We start from the raw sequence: 19,437 nt of genomic DNA, 5'->3' as shown, positions 1-19,437 counted from the left end.
AACTTATGCAAATCGAGATGAAAAACATCTCCAAGTCGTTTAACGGCGTTCCGGTACTGAAAAATGTGCAATTTTCGGTTTTCCCAGGTGAAATTCACGCACTGATGGGCGAGAACGGGGCCGGCAAGTCCACATTGATGAAAATTTTGACCGGTGTCTACGCAAAGGACACCGGAACCATTTTCATCAACGGTAAGGAAACCGTTTTTAAAAATCCCAAACAGGCCGAAAAAGCCGGTATTGCCTTTATCCATCAGGAGCTGAACATTTGGCCCGACATGACCGTGGCCGAAAATCTCTTTTTGGGTCGTGAACATCGATACGGAAAAACAGGGATTCTCAAAAACAAGGAAATGAACCGGTTGGCTGAAGAGAAGTTGGCTGATTTGGGTCTGGCCATCAAGGCTGCCACCTTGGCCGGAAGCCTGTCTGTCGGTCAGCAACAAATGATTGAAATCGCCAAAGCGCTCATGACCAACGCTGAAGTGATCATCATGGACGAGCCAACATCCGCTTTGACCGAACGCGAAATCGATACCCTGTTTAAGGTCATACAGAAACTGAAAAAACAAGGTGTTTCTTTCATCTATATCTCTCACCGGATGGAGGAAATCTTCCGTCTGTGTGACAGGATCACGATTTTGCGTGATGGCCAAACGATCGCCACCAAACCGATCAAGGAAACCTCCCTGGATGAAGTGGTGCGATTCATGGTGGGAAAACCCCTGGGTGAACGTGATCCCCGGGTGACCCGTCAGGCCAAGGACACTTTTTGGAAGTGAAACAATTGACCAAACGCGGAGTGTATGAAAATGTTTCCTTCCATGTGCGACAAGGGGAAATTCTCGGTGTGGCCGGTCTGATGGGAGCCGGACGTACCGAAATCATGAAGGCGATCGTTGGATTCGCTCCGGCTGACAAAGGGGAAATCTTTATCCAAGGCAAACGGGTTCGCATCAAACATCCGTACGATGCCATCCGGCATGGAATCGGATTCGTAACAGAGGACCGCAAATCAGAAGGATTGATCCTCCATTTTTCCATCCGCGAAAACATCGCGCTTCCCAACCTGAAACGTTTCAGCTCCTACGGCTGGATTTCCGAGCAAGAGGAAAAGACCTTTGTGGAAGAGTTGGTGAAAAAATTAAGGGTGAAAACGACCGGAATCTCGCAACCAGTCCATTCCTTAAGCGGCGGAAACCAGCAAAAAGTGGTACTCGCCAAATGGCTGGGAATTGAACCCAAACTGTTGATCCTGGACGAACCGACCCGCGGTGTGGACATTGGGGCCAAAGAAGAGATTTATTTCCTGATTCAACAATTGGCCGAACGTGGGGTGGCGATCATCATGGTCTCGTCGGACCTTCCTGAACTGCTTCGCATGAGTGACCGAATCATGGTGATTCATGAAGGCAGAATCGGCGGTTTTCTGGATCGTGAAGAAGCGACACAAGCAACAATCATGAATCTGGCAACTGGAGGAAAATGATGGTGACAACTGCGCGAAAGCAAACGGTTCGTTTCCTGGAAAGGTTCGGAGCCTTATTCGGTTTGCTGGCGATTATTCTGGTCTTGTCCATTTTAAGCCCCAGTTTTTTATCCTTCTCCAACCTGTTGAATGTACTCAGACAAGTATCCATTAACGCATTGATCGCGTTTGGGATGACGTTCGTCATTTTGACCGGTGGCATCGATTTGTCCGTCGGTTCGATTTTGGCTCTCGCCAGCGCGATTGTCGCCCAACTCATGGCAAGCGGAATGGACTTTATCCCGGCACTGTTCATTGGTCTCGCGGTCGGGGCTATGTTGGGATTGTTTAACGGACTGGTGATTACGCAGGGCAAGGTGGCGCCATTCATCGTCACTTTGGCAACCATGACCGTCTATCGCGGGCTCACCCTGGTGTTTACCGACGGAAGGCCCATCACCAATATGGGACATGACTTGGCCTTTCAGCTGTTTGGTCGGGGGTATTTTTTCGGTATTCCGGTTCCCGTCATCACCATGTTAATCACCTTCATCTTTCTTTATTTTATCTTGAAAAAAACCACTTTGGGGCGCAAAACCTATGCCATCGGAGGAAATGAGGAAGCGGCCATTCTGGCGGGAATCCATGTCAGTCGCGTCAAATGGTTTGTTTACACCCTGGCTGGCTTGCTGTCTGCCTTGGCCGGAGCGATCCTCACTTCCCGCCTCCATTCCGCAGAACCGACGGCAGGCACTTCCTACGAGTTGGACGCGATTGCCGCCGTCGTGTTGGGAGGGACCAGCCTGTCCGGGGGCAAAGGTTCCATTGTCGGCACACTGATTGGGGCTTTAATCATCGGCACGCTGAATAATGGATTGAACTTGTTGGGCGTATCCTCTTTCTATCAGTTGATTGTCAAAGGTTTTGTGATATTGATTGCGATTTTGCTTGACCGGAAATCCACTTCCCGCTATTGAAGCCGGCAAAGATTCCCGGTCCACTGGACGCACCAACACAATGTTCCCGTGGAGTTTTGCTGTGCCTGTAACCATCCTGGAAACATGGAAAGGAGTTTTTCCCATGAACAAAATGAAACGTTGGCTCATCGCTTTGTTGGTCAGTATGGTTGGCTTGGCCGGTTGTTCCATGCAATCACCTGGTGCCGCCAGTCCCGAAACTGGAAAAAAATCCGGACCTTACACCGTCGGTTTGTCCTTGTCCACTTTGAACAATCCGTTTTTTGTCAGCTTAAAGGAAGGGGCAGAGAGAAAAGCCAAAGCGTTGGGCATGAATGTGATCACGGTGGATGCGCAAAACAGCTCTGCCAAACAAACGAATGACATCGAAGATTTGATCCAAAAACAAGTTGATTTGATCATCATCAACCCCACCGATTCTGATGCGGTCGTATCGGCTGTCCAAGCTGCCAATGATGCCAATATTCCGGTGATTACGGTTGATCGCGCCGCCAACCAAGGCAAAGTTGTTTCCCACATTGCATCAGACAATGTGGCTGGTGGAAAAATGGCGGGACAATATTTGTTAAGCTTGGTGGGCAAGGGGGCCAATGTCGTCGAATTGGAAGGAATCCCCGGTTCTTCCGCCGCCCGTGAGCGTGGGAAAGGATTTGAAGAAGCGGTGAAAGGTCAGCTCCATATTGTGACCAAACAAACGGCCAACTTTGATCGGGCTCAAGGGCTGTCTGTCATGGAAAACATTTTGCAAGGAAACAAAAACATCAAAGGCGTCTTTGCCCAAAACGATGAAATGGCCTTGGGTGCCCTGGAGGCCTTGAAAGCGGCAGGGATGAAGAACGTGAAAGTGGTTGGATTTGATGCCACACCCGATGCCGTCGCCGCCGTCAAGAGGGGGGAAATGGCTGCCACGATTGCCCAAAAACCGGCTGTCATGGGAGAAAAGGCGATCGAAACGGCCAAACAGTACTTGGAAGGAAAAAAAGTCACCTCCAAAATCTCGATCAGCTTGGAGTTGATCAGACAATAATGGAAGACGCGTCTGGTGAATACTTGTTCACATTGCTTTTCCGGCTCACTTGAATGACCATCACATACCCTGACTGAGGGGAGCCGTTTTCCCGACCTTTGAACTTAATAAGAAGAACGAGAGGAAAAACGGATCACCCGAAATCGCATGACGGCACTTGATAAAAAGCGAGAGAAAAACCCCACCCTTCAGGAGAAAGCGAGCGTCGGACGCGGGAGGGATTTGTTCTTCTCGCAAGTCCGGCAGAATTTGGGTACAATCGAGTCCGGGAGTGGGAAAATACTGAAAAATACTACAGGAGCAATAACTCGTGAAGTGAAAATCACCCCGGCTTGGACGAAGCCATCGTGGATGAATGTGGGCTGTCATGCCGGATGAAGCGAGAAGCCCAAGACCGCCAAAGAGAGTGCCTCTGGTGCCTCAGCCGTGTGGGGCAAGTCACCTTCGGTCTCAGCCTCCCGTGTCGGGAGGCTCTTTTCTTTTCTGATATACAACAGCATCAACCTCGTTTCTATGCCCTTTCATACAGGGTGATTGTTTTTTGCGCCATTTTTCAAAAAAGGGCTTGTAGTCGCAATTGAACTGTACTATAATAACAACCGTAAAACAAAACTGTATCAATACAGATGAATAACAGCGAAAGGGGGCTAAGGCGTTGCCGACACAGACGACGCAGTATGCGGAAGGAGTCGAGGTGGAACGGGTTACCCCGACATTTGCGGAGATCCTGACGCCGGAAGCGGTGGCGTTTGTGGCCGGGTTGGAACGGAAATTCGGCGGGCGGCGAATCGAGCTGCTTCAGCGACGGGCCGAGCGGCAGAAACGGTTTGACGCCGGCGAGAAACCGGGTTTTCTTCCGGAGACGGTGGAGATCCGCAAAGGGGATTGGAAAATCGCACCCGTGCCTGAGGATTTGCAGGATCGGCGGGTGGAAATCACCGGACCCGCGGGGGATCGCAAGATGGTGATCAATGCGCTTAATTCCGGCGCGAAAGTCTTCATGGCTGACTTTGAAGATGCCAACTCCCCGACTTGGGAAAACACGGTGGGAGGCCAGATTCACCTGCGGGACGCGATCCGCCGTCAGATTGATTTCGTCACGCCGGAAGGAAAAGCGTACAAACTGAAGGAAAAAACGGCCACCCTGATTGTACGGCCGCGCGGTTGGCATCTGGTGGAAAAGCACATGAGGGTGGACGGAAAACCGGTATCAGCCAGTCTGTTCGACTTCGGTCTCTACTTCTTCCACAATGCGCGGGAGTTGATGAAGCGAGGTACCGGCCCTTACTTCTACCTTCCCAAAATGGAGAGCCATTTGGAGGCGCGACTGTGGAATGATGTATTCGTGTATGCGCAGGAGCAGTTGGGCATTCCACGGGGCACCATCAAGGCAACTGTGTTGATCGAAACGATTCTGGCCGCGTTCGAGATGGATGAAATCCTGTACGAATTGCGGGAACACGCGGCTGGTCTCAACTGTGGACGCTGGGACTACATTTTCAGTTATATCAAAACCCTGCGTAACCACCCCGACGTCATTTTACCCGACCGGGGCGAAGTGACGATGACGGTCCCTTTCATGCGGGCATACACCCAACTGACCGTCAAAACCTGTCACAAGCGGGGGGCTCACGCGATCGGCGGGATGGCCGCGCAGATCCCGGTGAAACATGACCCGGAAGCCAATGAGCGGGCATTGCAAAAGGTGCGCGAGGACAAGGAACGGGAAGCGCGCGATGGACACGACGGCACGTGGGTGGCTCATCCTGGATTGGTGCCGGTGGCGATGGAAGTGTTTGACCGGATGATGCCGACGGCCAACCAAGTGAACCGCCAGCGGGACGACGTACAAGTGTCAGAGGAAGACTTGCTGGAAGTGCCGACGGGAGCCATCACGGAACAGGGTTTGCGCAACAACATTTCTGTGGGGATCCAGTACCTGGAAGCGTGGTTGAGAGGATACGGGGCCGTAGCCATCAACCACCTGATGGAGGATGCCGCCACCGCGGAAATTTCGCGGGCACAGGTTTGGCAGTGGATTCGTCATCCCAAAGGTGTACTTGATGACGGGCGGAAAGTGACATTGGAGCTGGTGGAAACGTTGCTGCAGGAAGAGTTGGCGAAAATCCGGGAACAAATCGGGGAAGAAACTTTCCAAGCCGGTCAGTATGAACTGGCGGCCCAATTGTTTATGGAGTGGACCCGACAGAATGAGTTGATTGATTTCCTCACCCTGCCGGCCTATCAGTATCTGGACTAAATCGGAGAGAAAGGACGAATGCAGCATGATCGACCAAGCCGAAGTGAAAAAATTGCAGGAAGAATGGGAAAACGACGAGCGTTGGAAAGGGATTGAACGTCCGTATTCACCGGAAGACGTCCTTCGTTTGCGCGGTTCCATTCAAATCGAATACACCTTGGCCCGCAAAGGCGCCGAGCGCCTGTGGCACTTGCTCCACACCGAGCATCACGTAAAGGCCTTGGGTGCGTTGACCGGAAACCAAGCCGTTCAACAGGTCAAGGCCGGATTGAAAGCGATCTACCTGAGTGGCTGGCAAGTGGCGGCGGATGCCAACCTGGCCGGTCAGATGTACCCGGATCAAAGCCTGTATCCCTCCAACAGCGTGCCGCATGTCGTAAAACGGATCAATCAGGCGTTGCAACGGGCCGATCAAATTGAACATGCGGAAGGAAAATCCGACACGTATTGGTTTGCCCCGATCGTCGCCGACGCAGAAGCGGGTTTCGGCGGTCCGCTCAATGTGTTTGAGCTGATGAAAAGCATGATTGAAGCGGGAGCAGCCGGGGTTCACTTTGAGGATCAGCTGTCCTCGGAGAAGAAATGCGGTCACCTGGGTGGAAAAGTGCTTCTGCCGACGCAACAGGCGATTCGCAACCTGGTCGCCGCCCGCCTCGCTGCGGACGTGATGGGGGTCCCCACCGTGCTGATTGCCCGGACGGACGCAAACGCCGCTCAGTTGATCACCAGCGATATCGATCCGCGAGATCGGGAATTCATCACAGGTGAGCGGACACCGGAAGGTTTCTTCCGCACACGGGGCGGATTGGATGCCGCGATTGCACGCGGTTTGGCCTATGCACCGTACGCCGATTTGATCTGGTGTGAAACGTCCGAACCCAATCTGGAAGAAGCCCGCCGATTTGCGGAGGCGATTCACGAGAAGTTCCCGGGCAAACTGCTCGCCTACAACTGCTCACCATCGTTTAACTGGAAGAAAAAACTGGATGACGAGACGATTGCCCGCTTCCAACACGAATTGGGCGAAATGGGCTACAAGTTCCAGTTCGTCACGCTGGCCGGGTTCCATGCGCTCAACCACAGCATGTTCGAGTTGGCGCGAAACTACCGCGACCGTGGCATGGCAGCCTACGCCGAATTGCAGCAAGCCGAGTTTGCCAGCGAGAAGTACGGTTACACGGCTACGCGCCATCAGCGCGAAGTGGGGACCGGTTACTTTGACGAGGTGTCGATGGTGATCTCCGGCGGTACCGCTTCGACGACGGCACTGGCGGGATCGACCGAAACCGAGCAATTCACTGCCTGATGGGTTTGCACGAGTTCCTTTGTCCTTTTGTCAACCCCTCCTAAGGAATTCTTCCACTTTCCCTTTCGGCGCGGACGTTCAGCCGAAAGGGATTTTTTTGTCATCCCACGTACCGCCCGCAAATTCGGTCGATGTCGGGTCCGTACGATTCGCCGAACAAATTGAGATGCACCAACAAGTAATAGAGTTGGTACAACGGTTTTCGATCCTCGTAACCCGGCTCCAGTGGGTATACCTCTCGGTAGGCCGCGTAAAAAGCGGGTGGAAAACCGCCAAAAAGTTCGCTCATGGCCAGATCCACTTCCCGGTGGCCGTAATATACCGCCGGGTCGATCAGCCAAGGGATATTTCCCTTTCCCGCTATCCAATTGCCGCCCCACAAATCGCCATGAAGCAATGCGGGACGGATGTCCGGGATGTCCAGCCATTTCTCCAGGCGATCCAACAGTCTGTTTAACCGTTTCGCTCTCGCAGAGGGAAGACGGTGTTGCCGTGCGGCCAGCCGGATTTGCGGAAGCAACCGTCGCTCGCGGTAAAAGTCGGTCCAGCTGTCCATCCAGCCGTTTGCTTGCGGGAGCGGACCGATGAAATTATCCGTATCCAAGCCGTACGCTTTCCCCGGATGACGGTGAAGCGCGGCCAGCATCCCACCCAATGCTTCGGCAGTACGATGAGAAGAGTCTCCCATGTCCGGTGCAGGAATCCACTCCATCAAAATCCAACCGTCATGCCCATCACGGAATGCGTACACCTCAGGGACACGAGCACCCGCATCGGCCAACAGACGAAGTCCGTCCCGTTCGGCACGGAAAAAACCGTCAGGGGCCCCCTGTTTCCATTTAAAAAAATAGGTGTGCTTGTCCGTCTCAATCTGAAAGGCACGGCTGATACTGCCCCCGGAAACCGCTTGAACGGATACGATGGATTCGGGGGTTTCACCGACGGTTTGCAACGCCTCATGCAAAGTGGACATGTCCGTATGGGAACGCATATTTGACCTCCTCTCATTCCGACCGACCGTTGCCGTTTGCCGTTGTCACAGAATCCAGGGAATGAGCCGACGGGATCGCCGTTGATACGCCCGGTATTCATCACCGAATTGTGTTACCAGCATCTTTTCTTCCAGTCCGCTTTTCACCCAATAGGACCAACAGGACCCACCCCAGAACCCCCGTCCACTGCGGGTTAATCAGGTTCAATCCCAAGGTGATCAGGATGATGCCGGTGTAGATGGGATGACGGACCCAGCGGTAAGGCCCGGTTTGCACGATCTGCTGTTGCTCACGCAGCTGTACGGCGGAGCTCCAATGTTGGCCGAGATGCAATCGCGCCCACACCGCCCAAACCATCCCGGACACCAGGAGAATCCAGCCTGTCCACAATGACCAGTCGGCGGGTGAAAACGGACGGGCTCCCCATCGGCCGGGAAGGTGCGTTATGCTGACCGTGATGGCCAACGCTACGATCAACAGATGAATCCGGTAAAAAATCGGTGACGACTCATGGGTTTTTTGATTTCCTCGCGATGTCATCCACCCGTACAACAACCAGAAACCGAAGAAGACACCAACCATCCAGGGGGTGATGCGCACCAACGACAAACCCATTGATCTCCTCTCCATCATTTGTTGTTACCCTCTATTGTATCGCATCCGGTTGTGAGAACGGAACAGAAACCGGATACCGGATCATGTCCGGTTCGTTTTTTCTCTGTGGGATGACGGGACACCCTCCAGTGTCCGGGTGAGTCTGTTTCCTTTCCACCTTCATGTTGCGTTGAGGGGAATCTCCTGATCACACGGCGAGGTATTTGCTTTGAATGAAAAGAAGGTGTATCCTTTGGATTACGGATAATGAAGATCTGAAAAGCGGAGGTTTGTAAAAGTGCAATACAGTGTGGGTGTGGAATATGCCCTTCATTGTCTGCTCTAATCTTATGGAAATCCCGCCGGGTGAGTCGATCGGCATCAAGGAGTTGGCGAAATATCAAGGGGTTTCCGAGACCTATCTGTCCAAAATCTTCACCAAGCTGAAAAATCACGGGCTTCTTCAATTCACCCCCGGTGTGAAGGGCGGTTACAAACTGGCGAAGCCGGCGAAAGAGATTACGTTTTGGGATGTGATCAGTGCCATTCACGGTACGGCACCGTTATTTCACTGCCGGGAAGTGCGGCAAAAATGCTTGGGCAACCAGGGTGTACGCATGGAAAACCCCTGCCTGATCAATCAGGTCATGCTGGAAGCGGAGGAGCGAATGAGAGCGTATCTCCGTTCCAAAACATTGTATTGGCTCTATCGGGAAGTGAAGGCCAACATGTCAGAAGAGCAGAAGGAACGTGTCCGAGAGTGGTTTCGCGAGGCTTTGGCTTCGCGGTAAAGGGATTGAACTGTCACGTGCTTCTCATCTGGCAATTTGTCGGTCACGCCTATAAACAAAAAGAAAAAGACCGCTTCACTGCGGCCGATAGATACAGGAGGTTGGTGATTAGTTTTTGTGGTCTTTTTTCAAAATTTGCGATGTTTTTTTCGAATATGTTTTTTCGTGTGATCGATATTGAGTTCAATATCAATAATGTTGGTATTTTTGTTCTTATTGTTATTGTCATCATCATCATATCTTTTGGAATAATCTTTTTTTCGATCTTTCGGATGATGATCTTTCTGACCATGATCATCCCAATCTTTTTCCCATTCACTATCCCAAGAATCCATGATATCACCTCATAGTTGTTTTTGATTTGGATTGATTGGATTGTTTTCTCTGACGCTGAGGTCAGTATATAAGGGTTAATATTTGTGGCTTTCGCCATTCTGATTATGTTGACCAAGATACCCAAATCCACATCGACTTTGAAGATGTGTCAAATTTATTTTTCATTTTTAGGCGGTAATAAGAAAGGAGTGACGCCTAAGAAAACGATCGAAGTTAACCTCCTGTATCTTATGCTTTATCCTATTCGGGCAATTGATTATCGTTTGGGTTTCTGAACTAAGGCAATTGTAGATTTTTTTTATTGGTGGAACTACCATCCGTTTTTATCGGTGATCTCCATGATTTTCAGTCCCTTTTCCAACTTGGATCCTTCTCGTCATTTTTGGGATGCGCTTTTTTCCTTCTGAACCAAACACGGTTGGCTCAGGATTATTCGGGGAAATGGGAACAACAGCGCGCTAATATCGGCATTACGATCTGCTCAGTGTCTTTGGGACATTGCCAAATCAAATATGGATTAGGCATGGAAATCATGGATGAAAAGGATTTCCCAATCATTTCAAACAATAAAAAAGACCGCTAATCGCGGTCGATAGATACATCATTTCTTGTTGTCTTTTTTACCGTCGTCTTTTTTACCGTCATCTTTTTTACCGTCGTCTTTTTTCTTGCTGTGATCATGTTTTTTTCTGAGATCAATATCGATATCTATGTCAATAATGTTGGTATTTTTATTCTTGTTGTCATTATCATCATCGTGCTTCTTTTTTTTCTGATCTTTCCGATGGGGATCTTTCCAATCATGATCTTTCCGATCATGATCTTTCCAATCAACATTCCAAAATTCCATGATATCACCTCATAGTTGTTTTTGATTACGAAAGATTAGATTGTTCTTTCTGACGCTGTAACCCTTTAGTTCAGCGTGTAAGGAACGAATTTGAGACTCTTGCCTTTCCAACCTTTCCACCAAGATACCCAAACCCACATGGACTTTGACACGTGTCAAAGTTTATTTTTCATTTTTAGGCGGTGATCGGAAAAAAGTCTCGCCTAAGAAAGCATCGAAGTTAACCTCCTGTATCTTTTGTCTTATTCTATTCAGTGAATAAAATAGTGTTTGGGTTTCTGAACTAGGGTAAAAGTAGATTTTTTAATTGGTGTATATGTTTTCATCCGTGATGAATCGGCATTACGATCGGTTCCGTGGTTTTAGGACATCTCCAAAATAGGCAAGTTCCGGAGGAGGTGGCTCACTTCGTTATGGATCAGGTACATAAGGGTAAACATGATGAAAAGAGTTTCCTAATCATTGACAATAATAAAAAAACCGCTGATCGCGGTTGATAGATACAGGAGGTGAAAGAAGTTTTAATTAATCTTTGCCGTCTTTTTTCTTTCTGTGATCATGTTTTTCTCTGACATCAATATCAATGTCAATGTCGATAATGTTGGTATTTTTGTTCTTGTTGTCATTATCGTCATCGTGCTTCCTTTTTTTCTGATCTTTCCGATGGGGATCTTTCCAATCATGATCTTTCCGATCATGATCTTTCCGATCATGATCTTTCCGATCATGGTCTTTCCAATCATTATTCCAAAATTCCATGATATCACCTCATAGTTGTTTTTGCTTTGGATTTATTAGATGGTACTTTTTGACGCTGTAACCTTTTTAGTTCAGCGTGTAAGGCACGAATGAGAGATTCCTGCTTTTCTAACATTTCCACCAGGATACTCAAATCCACATGAACTTTGACACGCGTCAAATTTTTATTTTCGTTTACGTTTTTTGGTGGTGATCGAAATGGAATCTCGTCATAGAAAAACATCGAAGTTAACCTCCTGTATCTTTTGCCTTATTCTATTCGGTCGATAAAAGACTTGTATAGGTTTCTTCTCTAGGGTAAAAGTAGATTTTTGAGGACTGGTCGATCCGGATCGTGGGCGCGGCTTTCTCGGTTCGCTTCATCTCGCTTCCTCTGACGCTCCAAAAAGGGTGCACAGACTACGGGCAAAGTACGCTTCGCTTAGTGGAAATAGCACACAGTTTCATTCTTGTGTTTTTTTGTTTGACGCTCGAAAGGGGTTAAATCGTGACTCACCTGGAAAACATTGCTCTCTGATGGGATACCGGACACAGCCGATGTGGGAAACCGGTAGGAGAACACGAACTCAACCGGCTTTGGAGGAGAAATATCCGTATCTTCGCTCCAAAACGGTCGATTGGCTTCCAGGAAAGGGAAGGCGAATTTGTTCGAACAGTAACAGAATCAAATCGAAGAGTGATTTTCCGAGGCTTTGGCTTCGTGGGAGGGGATAAAAAAAGCAGTAGGAGGTTGTCCTACTGCCACAAGTTGATGACCGCGGGCTCCCATTTCCTGATTGGAGCTCCACACTCGATGTGAAAATCTGATCTGTCCCTCTAAAAAAAGTGGTCGTTTTCCCTCGGACCTTTGAGCTTGCCGAAAGAGGAGAGAGAAGGGAAACGGCTCACCCAAAATCGGGATCAACCGGCTTTATTGGGTTAATCTACATCGCCGTTATCATAGCTGGATGATAGATTTTCCTCCTCTTCTGTTACAGTGATAACCTTTACATGGTCAATCTGTTTCAACAGCTTCGTTGGAATATAACGAGACAGACCCCAAGCGTCTGGTTGGTCCGATATATCCAATGGATAATCAAGTCCCCTTGTTTCTTTTGCATTCATTGAGTACAGTTGTGAGCCCAGAGGAGCAACACCGATTGCGTTTCCCTTTTTATCAAAAAGAATGATTCCGCCATCAATTTTATCGATGTGATGATTCGTGTTGTTGGTGGCTTGAAAAGAAACATATAAATATTTACATTTTCTTGAGTTATTTCATCATAATTCGTTTTGAATTCCGTTTTTACATTTGAAACACTGACTAAGGACCTAAGTTCTTTGGCATCTGCCGGATTTACTGGTATAGCATCCACTTCCATTGTTGTTTTTTTAAATTCCTCCTTTTTATTCAGGTTCTCTAGCTCAGAATCTCGAGAAATGTATGCACTTTGCCCTGGCATAATCACCAGCGGATAAACGTCTGATACAGACTCTCCCGGATCCGTCGACATCGGATCGGTATTCGGATACGTATAGCTGTCTATTTCTTCACCGTAAATGCTTTCAGAATGTAAATTTACATTACTGAACTGATAACGATCGGGACCTTGCTTTGATTGGTGATGGTGCCACATATATAAACGTGTACCGTTGGTACTGGAGAAGGATAATCATAAACATAAGTATTCACTTTGGTTCCAAGCTTTACCTGCGGTTCCGCCGGTTGTGTGTTGGCTTGCTTTTTGGCGGGTTCATGCGAAGTGTTCGCACTTTGTTGACTACTGCAACCGACCATGAAAATGAGCATAATAAGAAGGAAAATGGCTGCATACCTTTTCATTTGTCGTGTCCCTTTCTATATTTTATTGTTTTTATTTGAAAATTATAGTCTATTGTAATAAAATATCAAATCCATAAACATGATACGAAAGGTTTTGTATAGCAGCGTGAGTATTTGAATCAGAAAACGGGTGACAATTTCAATCCTCGGGAAACAACCATATGATGCACAGCAGGATGTGGGAAATGTGGATTGTCTCAATTGTACATTGAGTTGGACCGGAAGCTTCGTAAAGCAAATCAAACTATATAAATCAGAACACCCCCACCTACTCGTGGTGGGGGTGCCCCTGTCTCATCACCGATAGATTTCCGCACCGGTTTCGCGGAACTCTTTCGCTTTTTCCTTCATACCTTCTTCTGCAGCCGTTTCCAAGTCCAACCCTTTTTCCCGCGCGTATTCGCGGATGTCTTGGGTGATGCGCATACTGCAGAACTTGGGACCGCACATCGAGCAGAAGTGCGCCGTTTTGGCGGGTTCCGCCGGGAGAGTCTCGTCGTGGAAGGCCATGGCCCGTTCCGGATCGAGCGAGAGGTTGAACTGGTCCATCCAGCGGAACTCGAAACGCGCTTTGGACAAGGCGTCATCCCGTTTCTGCGCGCCGGGATGCCCTTTGGCCAGATCGGCGGCGTGTGCGGCGATTTTGTAGGCGATCACGCCTTCTTTCACGTCGTCTTTGTTGGGCAGGCCCAAGTGCTCTTTCGGCGTGACGTAGCACAACATCGCCGTGCCGAACCAACCGATCATCGCTGCGCCGATTGCCGAGGTGATGTGGTCGTATCCCGGTGCGATATCGGTGGTCAGCGGCCCCAGTGTGTAGAACGGAGCCTCATGGCAGATTTTTTGCTGCAGGTCGACGTTCTCCTTGATTTTGTGCATCGGCACATGGCCGGGGCCCTCGATCATCACCTGCACGTCGTATTCCCAAGCGATCTTGGTGAGTTCGCCCAGGGTTTTCAGTTCGGCGAACTGCGCTTCATCGTTGGCGTCCGCGATCGATCCCGGGCGCAAACCATCGCCGAGCGAGACGGAGATGTCGTACGCGGCCAGAATCTCGCAAATCTCACGGAAATGTGTGTACAGGAAGTTTTCTTCGTGATGGGCGAGACACCAAGCCGCCATGATCGATCCTCCGCGGGAGACGATCCCGGTGACGCGGTTGGCGGTCAGCGGGATATAACGCAACAGCACCCCGGCGTGAATGGTGAAGTAGTCCACCCCTTGTTCCGCCTGTTCGATCAGGGTGTCACGATAGACCTCCCACGTGAGATCTTCGGGTTTGCCGTTCACCTTTTCCAGCGCTTGATAAATCGGCACGGTTCCGACCGGGACCGGGCAGTTGCGGATGATCCATTCACGGGTGGTATGGATGTTTTTCCCGGTGGACAAATCCATCAGCGTATCAGCGCCCCAATGGGTGGCCCACCGCATTTTTTCCACTTCTTCTTCGATCGAAGAAGTGACGGCCGAATTCCCGATGTTGGCATTCACCTTCACATGAAAATTTTTCCCGATGATCATCGGCTCGGACTCGGGATGGTTGATGTTGGCGGGAATGATCGCCCGACCTGCCGCCACTTCCTGCCGGACGAACTCAGGGTCCACATTTTCCCGCAACGCGATGAATTCCATCTCGGGGGTGATGATGCCTTTCCTGGCATAATGCCGCTGTGTGACGATTTTTCCTTTTTTTGCCCGGAGCGGACGACGTTTCAATCGTTTCAAATCCTCGTTTTCCAGCGGGTCTTTGGAGCGATAGCCGTCGTCCACGGGTTTCACTTCCCGGCCTTCATACTCCTCCACGTCGCCCCGCTCCAAAATCCAGGGACGACGCAAGGGAGGAAGCCCTTTGCGAATATCGGTTTCCACATTCGGGTCAGTGTATGGACCGCTCGTGTCATAGACGCGAATCGGTTCGTTCGGTATCTCTTCACCGTTCCGCCCCGTCGTGGGAGAAAGTGTGATTTCCCGCATGGGGACGCGAATGTCCGGGCGAGAACCTTGGATGTACACCTTTCTGCTGTTGGGGAACGTAAAAGTTTCCGACATCATGAACCTCCTGTGATGTTGGTTTTTGCAACCCACACATCAACACAAGCTGTCCCCAGGTTCAGGTGCATCCGATTCCGTCGCGTACAGGTATGAAAAAAGGACCATACGCCAACGTACAGTCCTCTCCCCTCGAAACAAAGGATCGAATGCAGTTCCCTACGCTGGCATTACCCAGATCAGGTTAAACGGTCGGCGGTAGAGTTCCCCGCCCTCTCAGCCTGGCTCCTCCAAGCTCCCGTTGATATGCAGTTGCCTATCTTGAAGTTAACACAGGAAACCTGTCAGGTCAATGTGGAAGTCAATCTTGTTCCAATCGTATCCATCTTCTGAAGAGCATGGTGATTTCGAACGGCAGCCAAAAGACGGTCACGACAAACGAAAAGAGAAAATACGCCTTGTTCTCGCCTACCAAGTCGACAATTTGTTGATACTCTGCGGCAAGGGATTCGGTCTCCTCATCCCCGGTAGCCATCCACTTACTGATTCCGTCCTCCATCTTTCGCCAATAAGTATAGCCGATCAAAAAATAGACGCACAAGACAAGCGGTGCGAACATCCATAGCACTCCCTCTATGAGCTCCTATATCCTATTCTTTGCAGATGATGGGATTGCCTGCCACAGAAAAAATGATTTTCCCAAAATCGAAAAGACGGTTGAAACGAAATCGAGCAGGGATTCCCGAATTCAAACTCATCGGGTATAATTTTTGGCAGCGGAGAAATGTGGTGCGGATGGAAGTTCAAGTTCAATGAGAAAGAAAGAGGGATGGATATGGGGTGTTGGGGGAGGGCATGGAGACAATATCATCCCTTGGTGTGGCTCTTGGTGGGAGGAACGGTATTTTCGCGGGCGGCTATGTTTATGAGCCTGCCTTTTTTGACGATTTATCTCGCGCAACATACGAAGATGGATCCGGTACTGGCCGGGTTGACGGTGGGTTTGGGACCCTTGGCGGGTACGATTTGCGGCTTTGTCGGCGGGAATCTATCGGATCAGTTCGGCAGGCGCACGGTGATGGTTGCGGCCATGTTCCTGTGGGCAGGGGTGTATATCGGGTTTGCAGTCGCCGAACAAATGTTTTTTTTCATGTTGCTCAACCTGCTGAACGGTGTGTGCCGTTCCTTCTTTGAGCCGACTTCACAAGCATTGATGGCGGATATCACTCCTCCGGAACGGCGAATTCGGGTATTTGGCTTCCGTTATCTGGCGATCAACGTGGGGGCCGTCATCGGTCCGCTGATCGGTGCAGTGACAGGAATTCTGGCCGGAAAGACGGCGTTTCTGATCACGGGAACCGTCTACTTCGTTTACGCGTGGCTCCTGTTGCTGATGTTGAACCGTTACCGTCACGATTTGGCGTCCCGTGTCACGCAAGCAGATCGTGAACGTGTCGGGATGCGGGCTGCATTTCAGGTGGTGCGAAACGATGCGGCGTTGAGGTTCTTTTTGGCCGGGGCGATCTTGGCCAATATCGGATATGCCCAAATCGATACGACGCTTCCGTTGTACCTGAAACAAAACGTGATGAACGGAGAACTGTTGTTTTCCATGCTGTTGGCGATCAACGCCGGGTTGGTCGTTATTTTACAGATGATCTTGACCCGATGGACCGAGAAACGCCCCATCCTGCAAAGTCTGCTGATCGGTACGATCCTGTTCGCTGCCGGAATGGGCTGCTTCGCTGTCGGGCAACATTGGGGCTGGTTTGTCATCGGCATGGTGATACTGACCGTGGGGGAAATCCTGATCTTTCCCACCAACAGCTTGTTCATTGATCGGCTGGCGCCCAATCATTTGCGGGGGACGTACTTCGGTGCCAACGGTTTTCAGGGATTGGGCTGGTTTATGGGGCCGTCCCTGGGCGGTTGGCTGATCCATCAGTTGGGCGGACACTGGGGGTTTGCCGTGATCGGGTTGGTGGTGATCTGCGCGATGTATTTTTATTGGATGGGGATGCGTGTTTACCAAAGCCGCTCATGTGAGTTTTTACAGGAGAAATCGGCTGTTTCCTCTTTGGTGACTGAGGAAAAATTGCATATTTAGGTGAAACATCCTTGAAGGGGCTTTCGTCTATATAGGTACAGGAGATTCACATTTTGTTACTACAAAAGTCGTATGGGCAAAAAGGAATCCGCATTCCTTTTGGCGAAAATGTCGAAATGTGTACGTGACGGAGAGATGATGAAACCAAGTGAAGAAGTACGACATTCGGAATAGATGTGCTCTAGATGTGCTGTCGAAAGGATGGAGTTCCGTTGCGGATCGAGTGGTCCCATGTCAGTAAAATATTCCGTCTGAAGCCGAAGCAGAAAGGTCGTCTCTCATCCCGGATACCGACGCCTTCGATTGGTTTGCTCGATTTCTCTGCGACCGTTCGGCCCGGCATTACCGCCGTTCTGGGTCCCAAAGGTTCGGGCAAAAGCACATTGTTGCGCCTGACGGCCATGCAGTTGGTACCGGATGACGGGCGCGTGACGTATCGCAGCGATGATGGCTCGTTCTGCATCTGGTCAAAATCCGGTGCGGCGATGGCGGATGATCCGATGTTGACGCGGATGAAACAGTGCATCGGTTATGTGCCGCCGTTACGAAAAATGGATCAGACCATCTCGGTCGAACATTCGCTGATGTATCTGGCGCAAACACGTCGGGTACCCAATCCCAAAAGGCGGGCCATGGAACTGATCGCACAATGGGGACTCGGTTCCGTTCGTCGCGTCCCGCTCCATGAATTGAAGCCGGGGGAACTGAAGCGTTTCTTTTTGGCGAAAAGTCTGTTGGCCGACCCGGTGATTTGGTTGCTGGACGAACCGGAAACCGGTTTGGATGAGATGGGAAGGATCCTGTTGGAGAAGGCGCTGGCGAGCCAACCGAAACATCGCATTACGCTGTTGGCCACGCAGGATATGGACCTGGCCGAATGGGCATCGGATCTGTTGCTGATGGAAGGGGGGTCCTGCCGGCGATATGGGCGGAAACGCTGGTTGACCGCGGGTGTGCCACAGGGTACGGTAAAAGCGTGGTACGAATGGATGCAAACATTTTCTCAGTATTTGAAGAGCAACAACATGAATCAATAAAATGTCATAAAATTTGATCCCCTTTCAAAAGGAAGCGGCTGAGGTTGTTGACCTTTTTTTGTCAATATCCTCAACATGAAAAACCCGTCACCCCTGACGGGTTTCCAATGTTTTTATTATTGTCCTTGTTCCATTATTCCAGGATCATGAATTGTGTCCCTTGATTTAAAATCTCTCATTTGTGTAGGATCGCGGTTTGGGGATATTTTTGATTCTCTTTACAAAACAATAATTTTGTTCATTTTTGCAGACGATTTTACTTACGTTTAACACATGAATTGCATCATATTGACCTTTCCGGTGATTCAAAGGCAAGGCCTCCGATTTGCCATATAACAGATGGTGAAGTGTCTGTACTGCTATTTCACTCTCCCAATAAACTCGATTTCATCACAACAAAAGCAGGCATCATGCCTGCTCTATCACCACGATTCATCTTGTCCACTTATGCCTCATCCAAGAAACCTTCTATACCATCCAGTATGGACTCATATTTCCCAAACTGAATCATATCCCGAAAATGATGATCTACATTGGTTTTTCCATATGTGACTTCTTCATTATATTGCTCGTCTATTACTACTTTTTTGTACCTACCGTCCCATTCATATACAAAGCCAATCCACCTAATCGGTTCTTGGTTTTGATCATACTTCCACATTTGCACATTTCTTAAAAACAGATTCCCTTCGTGAATTTGATAGGCTGCCAGGACAATATTCTTACCATATTGGTTGAGCAGTTTGGCGCTGCAGAAAAACCCATGAAAATTGAAATTGACATTCACCACATATCTTTTATTATTAATAATTTCTGCTACATAATGTTTTTGTCGCTGATGGAATTTCTCTGCTTCCTCTATACTTAATGGATTAATTCCTCTTCCCTCTCCAAAAACCCAATATTCATAGTAGGATATCTTCATATTTATCACCTTCAAAACCAATGAACTTCCCACAATATCCGCAAAGCAGGAATACTATCCGGTTTTTCCTTCAAGACTTCCATGGCAATCTTTTTCGCTTCATCTTCTGATATCAGCTTCTCGGGAATCTCATGAAAAAGAAGCAGAAATTCTTTGACGGAAACATCTCCTTTCATATTTTGATCAGCTTGCTTTGC

General features: G+C 49.4%; 18 protein-coding genes, 1 pseudogene and 1 riboswitch. Of the genes and pseudogenes, 8 read left to right on the top strand and 11 right to left on the bottom strand.

Annotated elements, in window-relative coordinates; genetic code table 11:
• Positions 1-5: 5 nt before the first annotated feature.
• The 5 genes and pseudogenes from JQC72_RS13845 (at position 6) to aceA (ending at position 7,038) form a co-directional block, all read left to right on the top strand.
• Positions 6-1,489, top strand: a pseudogene (locus tag JQC72_RS13845) (sugar ABC transporter ATP-binding protein).
• The gene (locus tag JQC72_RS13840) at positions 1,489-2,445 is read left to right on the top strand and encodes an ABC transporter permease subunit (RefSeq protein WP_205496627.1); all 957 of its coding nucleotides are present in this window, start codon (positions 1,489-1,491) and stop codon (positions 2,443-2,445) included. Before JQC72_RS13845 ends, JQC72_RS13840 begins: the two are co-directional and overlap by 1 nt.
• 112 nt (positions 2,446-2,557) lie before the next feature.
• The gene (rbsB, locus tag JQC72_RS13835) at positions 2,558-3,472 is read left to right on the top strand and encodes a ribose ABC transporter substrate-binding protein RbsB (RefSeq protein WP_205496683.1); all 915 of its coding nucleotides are present in this window, start codon (positions 2,558-2,560) and stop codon (positions 3,470-3,472) included.
• Between the two features lie 655 nt (positions 3,473-4,127).
• Complete coding sequence (aceB, locus tag JQC72_RS13830) at positions 4,128-5,732, top strand: malate synthase A (protein ID WP_205496626.1); 1,605 nt, start codon at positions 4,128-4,130, stop codon at positions 5,730-5,732.
• Between the two features lie 25 nt (positions 5,733-5,757).
• Entirely contained in the window at positions 5,758-7,038 is a 1,281-nt protein-coding gene (gene aceA / locus JQC72_RS13825) for an isocitrate lyase (protein WP_205496624.1), read from the top strand.
• 100 nt (positions 7,039-7,138) lie between these two features.
• On the opposite strand, the gene JQC72_RS13820 is transcribed toward aceA, so the two are convergent.
• Entirely contained in the window at positions 7,139-8,029 is an 891-nt protein-coding gene (locus JQC72_RS13820; RefSeq protein ID WP_205496622.1) for a fructosamine kinase family protein, read from the bottom strand.
• A 100-nt stretch (positions 8,030-8,129) separates the two neighbouring features.
• The gene (locus JQC72_RS13815) at positions 8,130-8,645 is read right to left on the bottom strand and encodes a methyltransferase family protein (RefSeq protein ID WP_205496621.1); all 516 of its coding nucleotides are present in this window, start codon (positions 8,643-8,645) and stop codon (positions 8,130-8,132) included.
• A 302-nt stretch (positions 8,646-8,947) separates the two neighbouring features.
• Here JQC72_RS13815 and JQC72_RS13810 point away from each other — a divergent pair, with 302 nt between their 5' ends.
• Entirely contained in the window at positions 8,948-9,415 is a 468-nt protein-coding gene (locus tag JQC72_RS13810) for an RrF2 family transcriptional regulator (protein WP_302104868.1), read from the top strand.
• A gap of 128 nt (positions 9,416-9,543) precedes the next feature.
• Here JQC72_RS13810 and JQC72_RS13805 read toward each other — a convergent pair whose 3' ends face one another.
• The 7 genes from JQC72_RS13805 to JQC72_RS13775 all read right to left on the bottom strand — a co-directional run bounded on the left by JQC72_RS13805 (position 9,544) and on the right by JQC72_RS13775 (position 15,790).
• Positions 9,544-9,750 carry a hypothetical protein gene (locus tag JQC72_RS13805; protein ID WP_205496620.1) on the bottom strand — a complete coding sequence of 69 codons (207 nt, stop codon included), beginning with the start codon at positions 9,748-9,750 and terminating at the stop codon, positions 9,544-9,546.
• A gap of 602 nt (positions 9,751-10,352) precedes the next feature.
• The gene (locus tag JQC72_RS13800) at positions 10,353-10,601 is read right to left on the bottom strand and encodes a hypothetical protein (protein WP_205496619.1); all 249 of its coding nucleotides are present in this window, start codon (positions 10,599-10,601) and stop codon (positions 10,353-10,355) included.
• 525 nt (positions 10,602-11,126) lie between these two features.
• The gene (locus tag JQC72_RS13795; RefSeq protein ID WP_205496618.1) at positions 11,127-11,360 is read right to left on the bottom strand and encodes a hypothetical protein; all 234 of its coding nucleotides are present in this window, start codon (positions 11,358-11,360) and stop codon (positions 11,127-11,129) included.
• 4 nt (positions 11,361-11,364) lie between these two features.
• The gene (locus JQC72_RS13790) at positions 11,365-11,583 is read right to left on the bottom strand and encodes a hypothetical protein (RefSeq protein WP_205496617.1); all 219 of its coding nucleotides are present in this window, start codon (positions 11,581-11,583) and stop codon (positions 11,365-11,367) included.
• Positions 11,584-12,460: 877 nt separating this feature from the next.
• Positions 12,461-12,976, bottom strand: coding sequence for a hypothetical protein (locus tag JQC72_RS13785; RefSeq protein ID WP_205496616.1), 516 nt, complete (start codon positions 12,974-12,976; stop codon positions 12,461-12,463).
• A gap of 503 nt (positions 12,977-13,479) precedes the next feature.
• Positions 13,480-15,231 carry a phosphomethylpyrimidine synthase ThiC gene (gene thiC / locus JQC72_RS13780; RefSeq protein ID WP_419179874.1) on the bottom strand — a complete coding sequence of 584 codons (1,752 nt, stop codon included), beginning with the start codon at positions 15,229-15,231 and terminating at the stop codon, positions 13,480-13,482.
• 139 nt (positions 15,232-15,370) lie between these two features.
• A riboswitch (TPP riboswitch) is annotated at positions 15,371-15,481 on the bottom strand.
• Between the two features lie 51 nt (positions 15,482-15,532).
• Positions 15,533-15,790, bottom strand: a complete 258-nt coding sequence (locus JQC72_RS13775; RefSeq protein ID WP_205496614.1) for a hypothetical protein — start codon at positions 15,788-15,790, stop codon at positions 15,533-15,535.
• Between the two features lie 165 nt (positions 15,791-15,955).
• On the opposite strand from JQC72_RS13775, the gene JQC72_RS13770 reads away from it, so the two are divergent.
• Together JQC72_RS13770 and JQC72_RS13765 are read left to right on the top strand one after the other, a co-directional pair.
• Positions 15,956-17,278 (top strand): MDR family MFS transporter, encoded by a 1,323-nt coding sequence (locus JQC72_RS13770; protein WP_335342476.1) that lies wholly within the window; start codon positions 15,956-15,958, stop codon positions 17,276-17,278.
• 212 nt (positions 17,279-17,490) lie between these two features.
• Entirely contained in the window at positions 17,491-18,315 is an 825-nt protein-coding gene (locus tag JQC72_RS13765) for an ABC transporter ATP-binding protein (protein WP_205496612.1), read from the top strand.
• A gap of 445 nt (positions 18,316-18,760) precedes the next feature.
• On the opposite strand, the gene JQC72_RS13760 is transcribed toward JQC72_RS13765, so the two are convergent.
• Together JQC72_RS13760 and JQC72_RS13755 are read right to left on the bottom strand one after the other, a co-directional pair.
• Complete coding sequence (locus JQC72_RS13760) at positions 18,761-19,240, bottom strand: hypothetical protein (RefSeq protein WP_205496611.1); 480 nt, start codon at positions 19,238-19,240, stop codon at positions 18,761-18,763.
• A gap of 11 nt (positions 19,241-19,251) precedes the next feature.
• On the bottom strand, positions 19,252-19,416 hold the full coding sequence (locus JQC72_RS13755) for a hypothetical protein (protein WP_205496610.1): 165 nt from the start codon (positions 19,414-19,416) through the stop codon (positions 19,252-19,254).
• Between the last annotated feature and the right edge of the window lie 21 nt (positions 19,417-19,437).

This window comes from Polycladomyces zharkentensis (assembly GCF_016938855.1).
GTDB lineage: Bacteria > Bacillota > Bacilli > Thermoactinomycetales > JIR-001 > Polycladomyces > Polycladomyces zharkentensis.
This window is presented reverse-complemented; position numbering and strand designations above follow the sequence as displayed.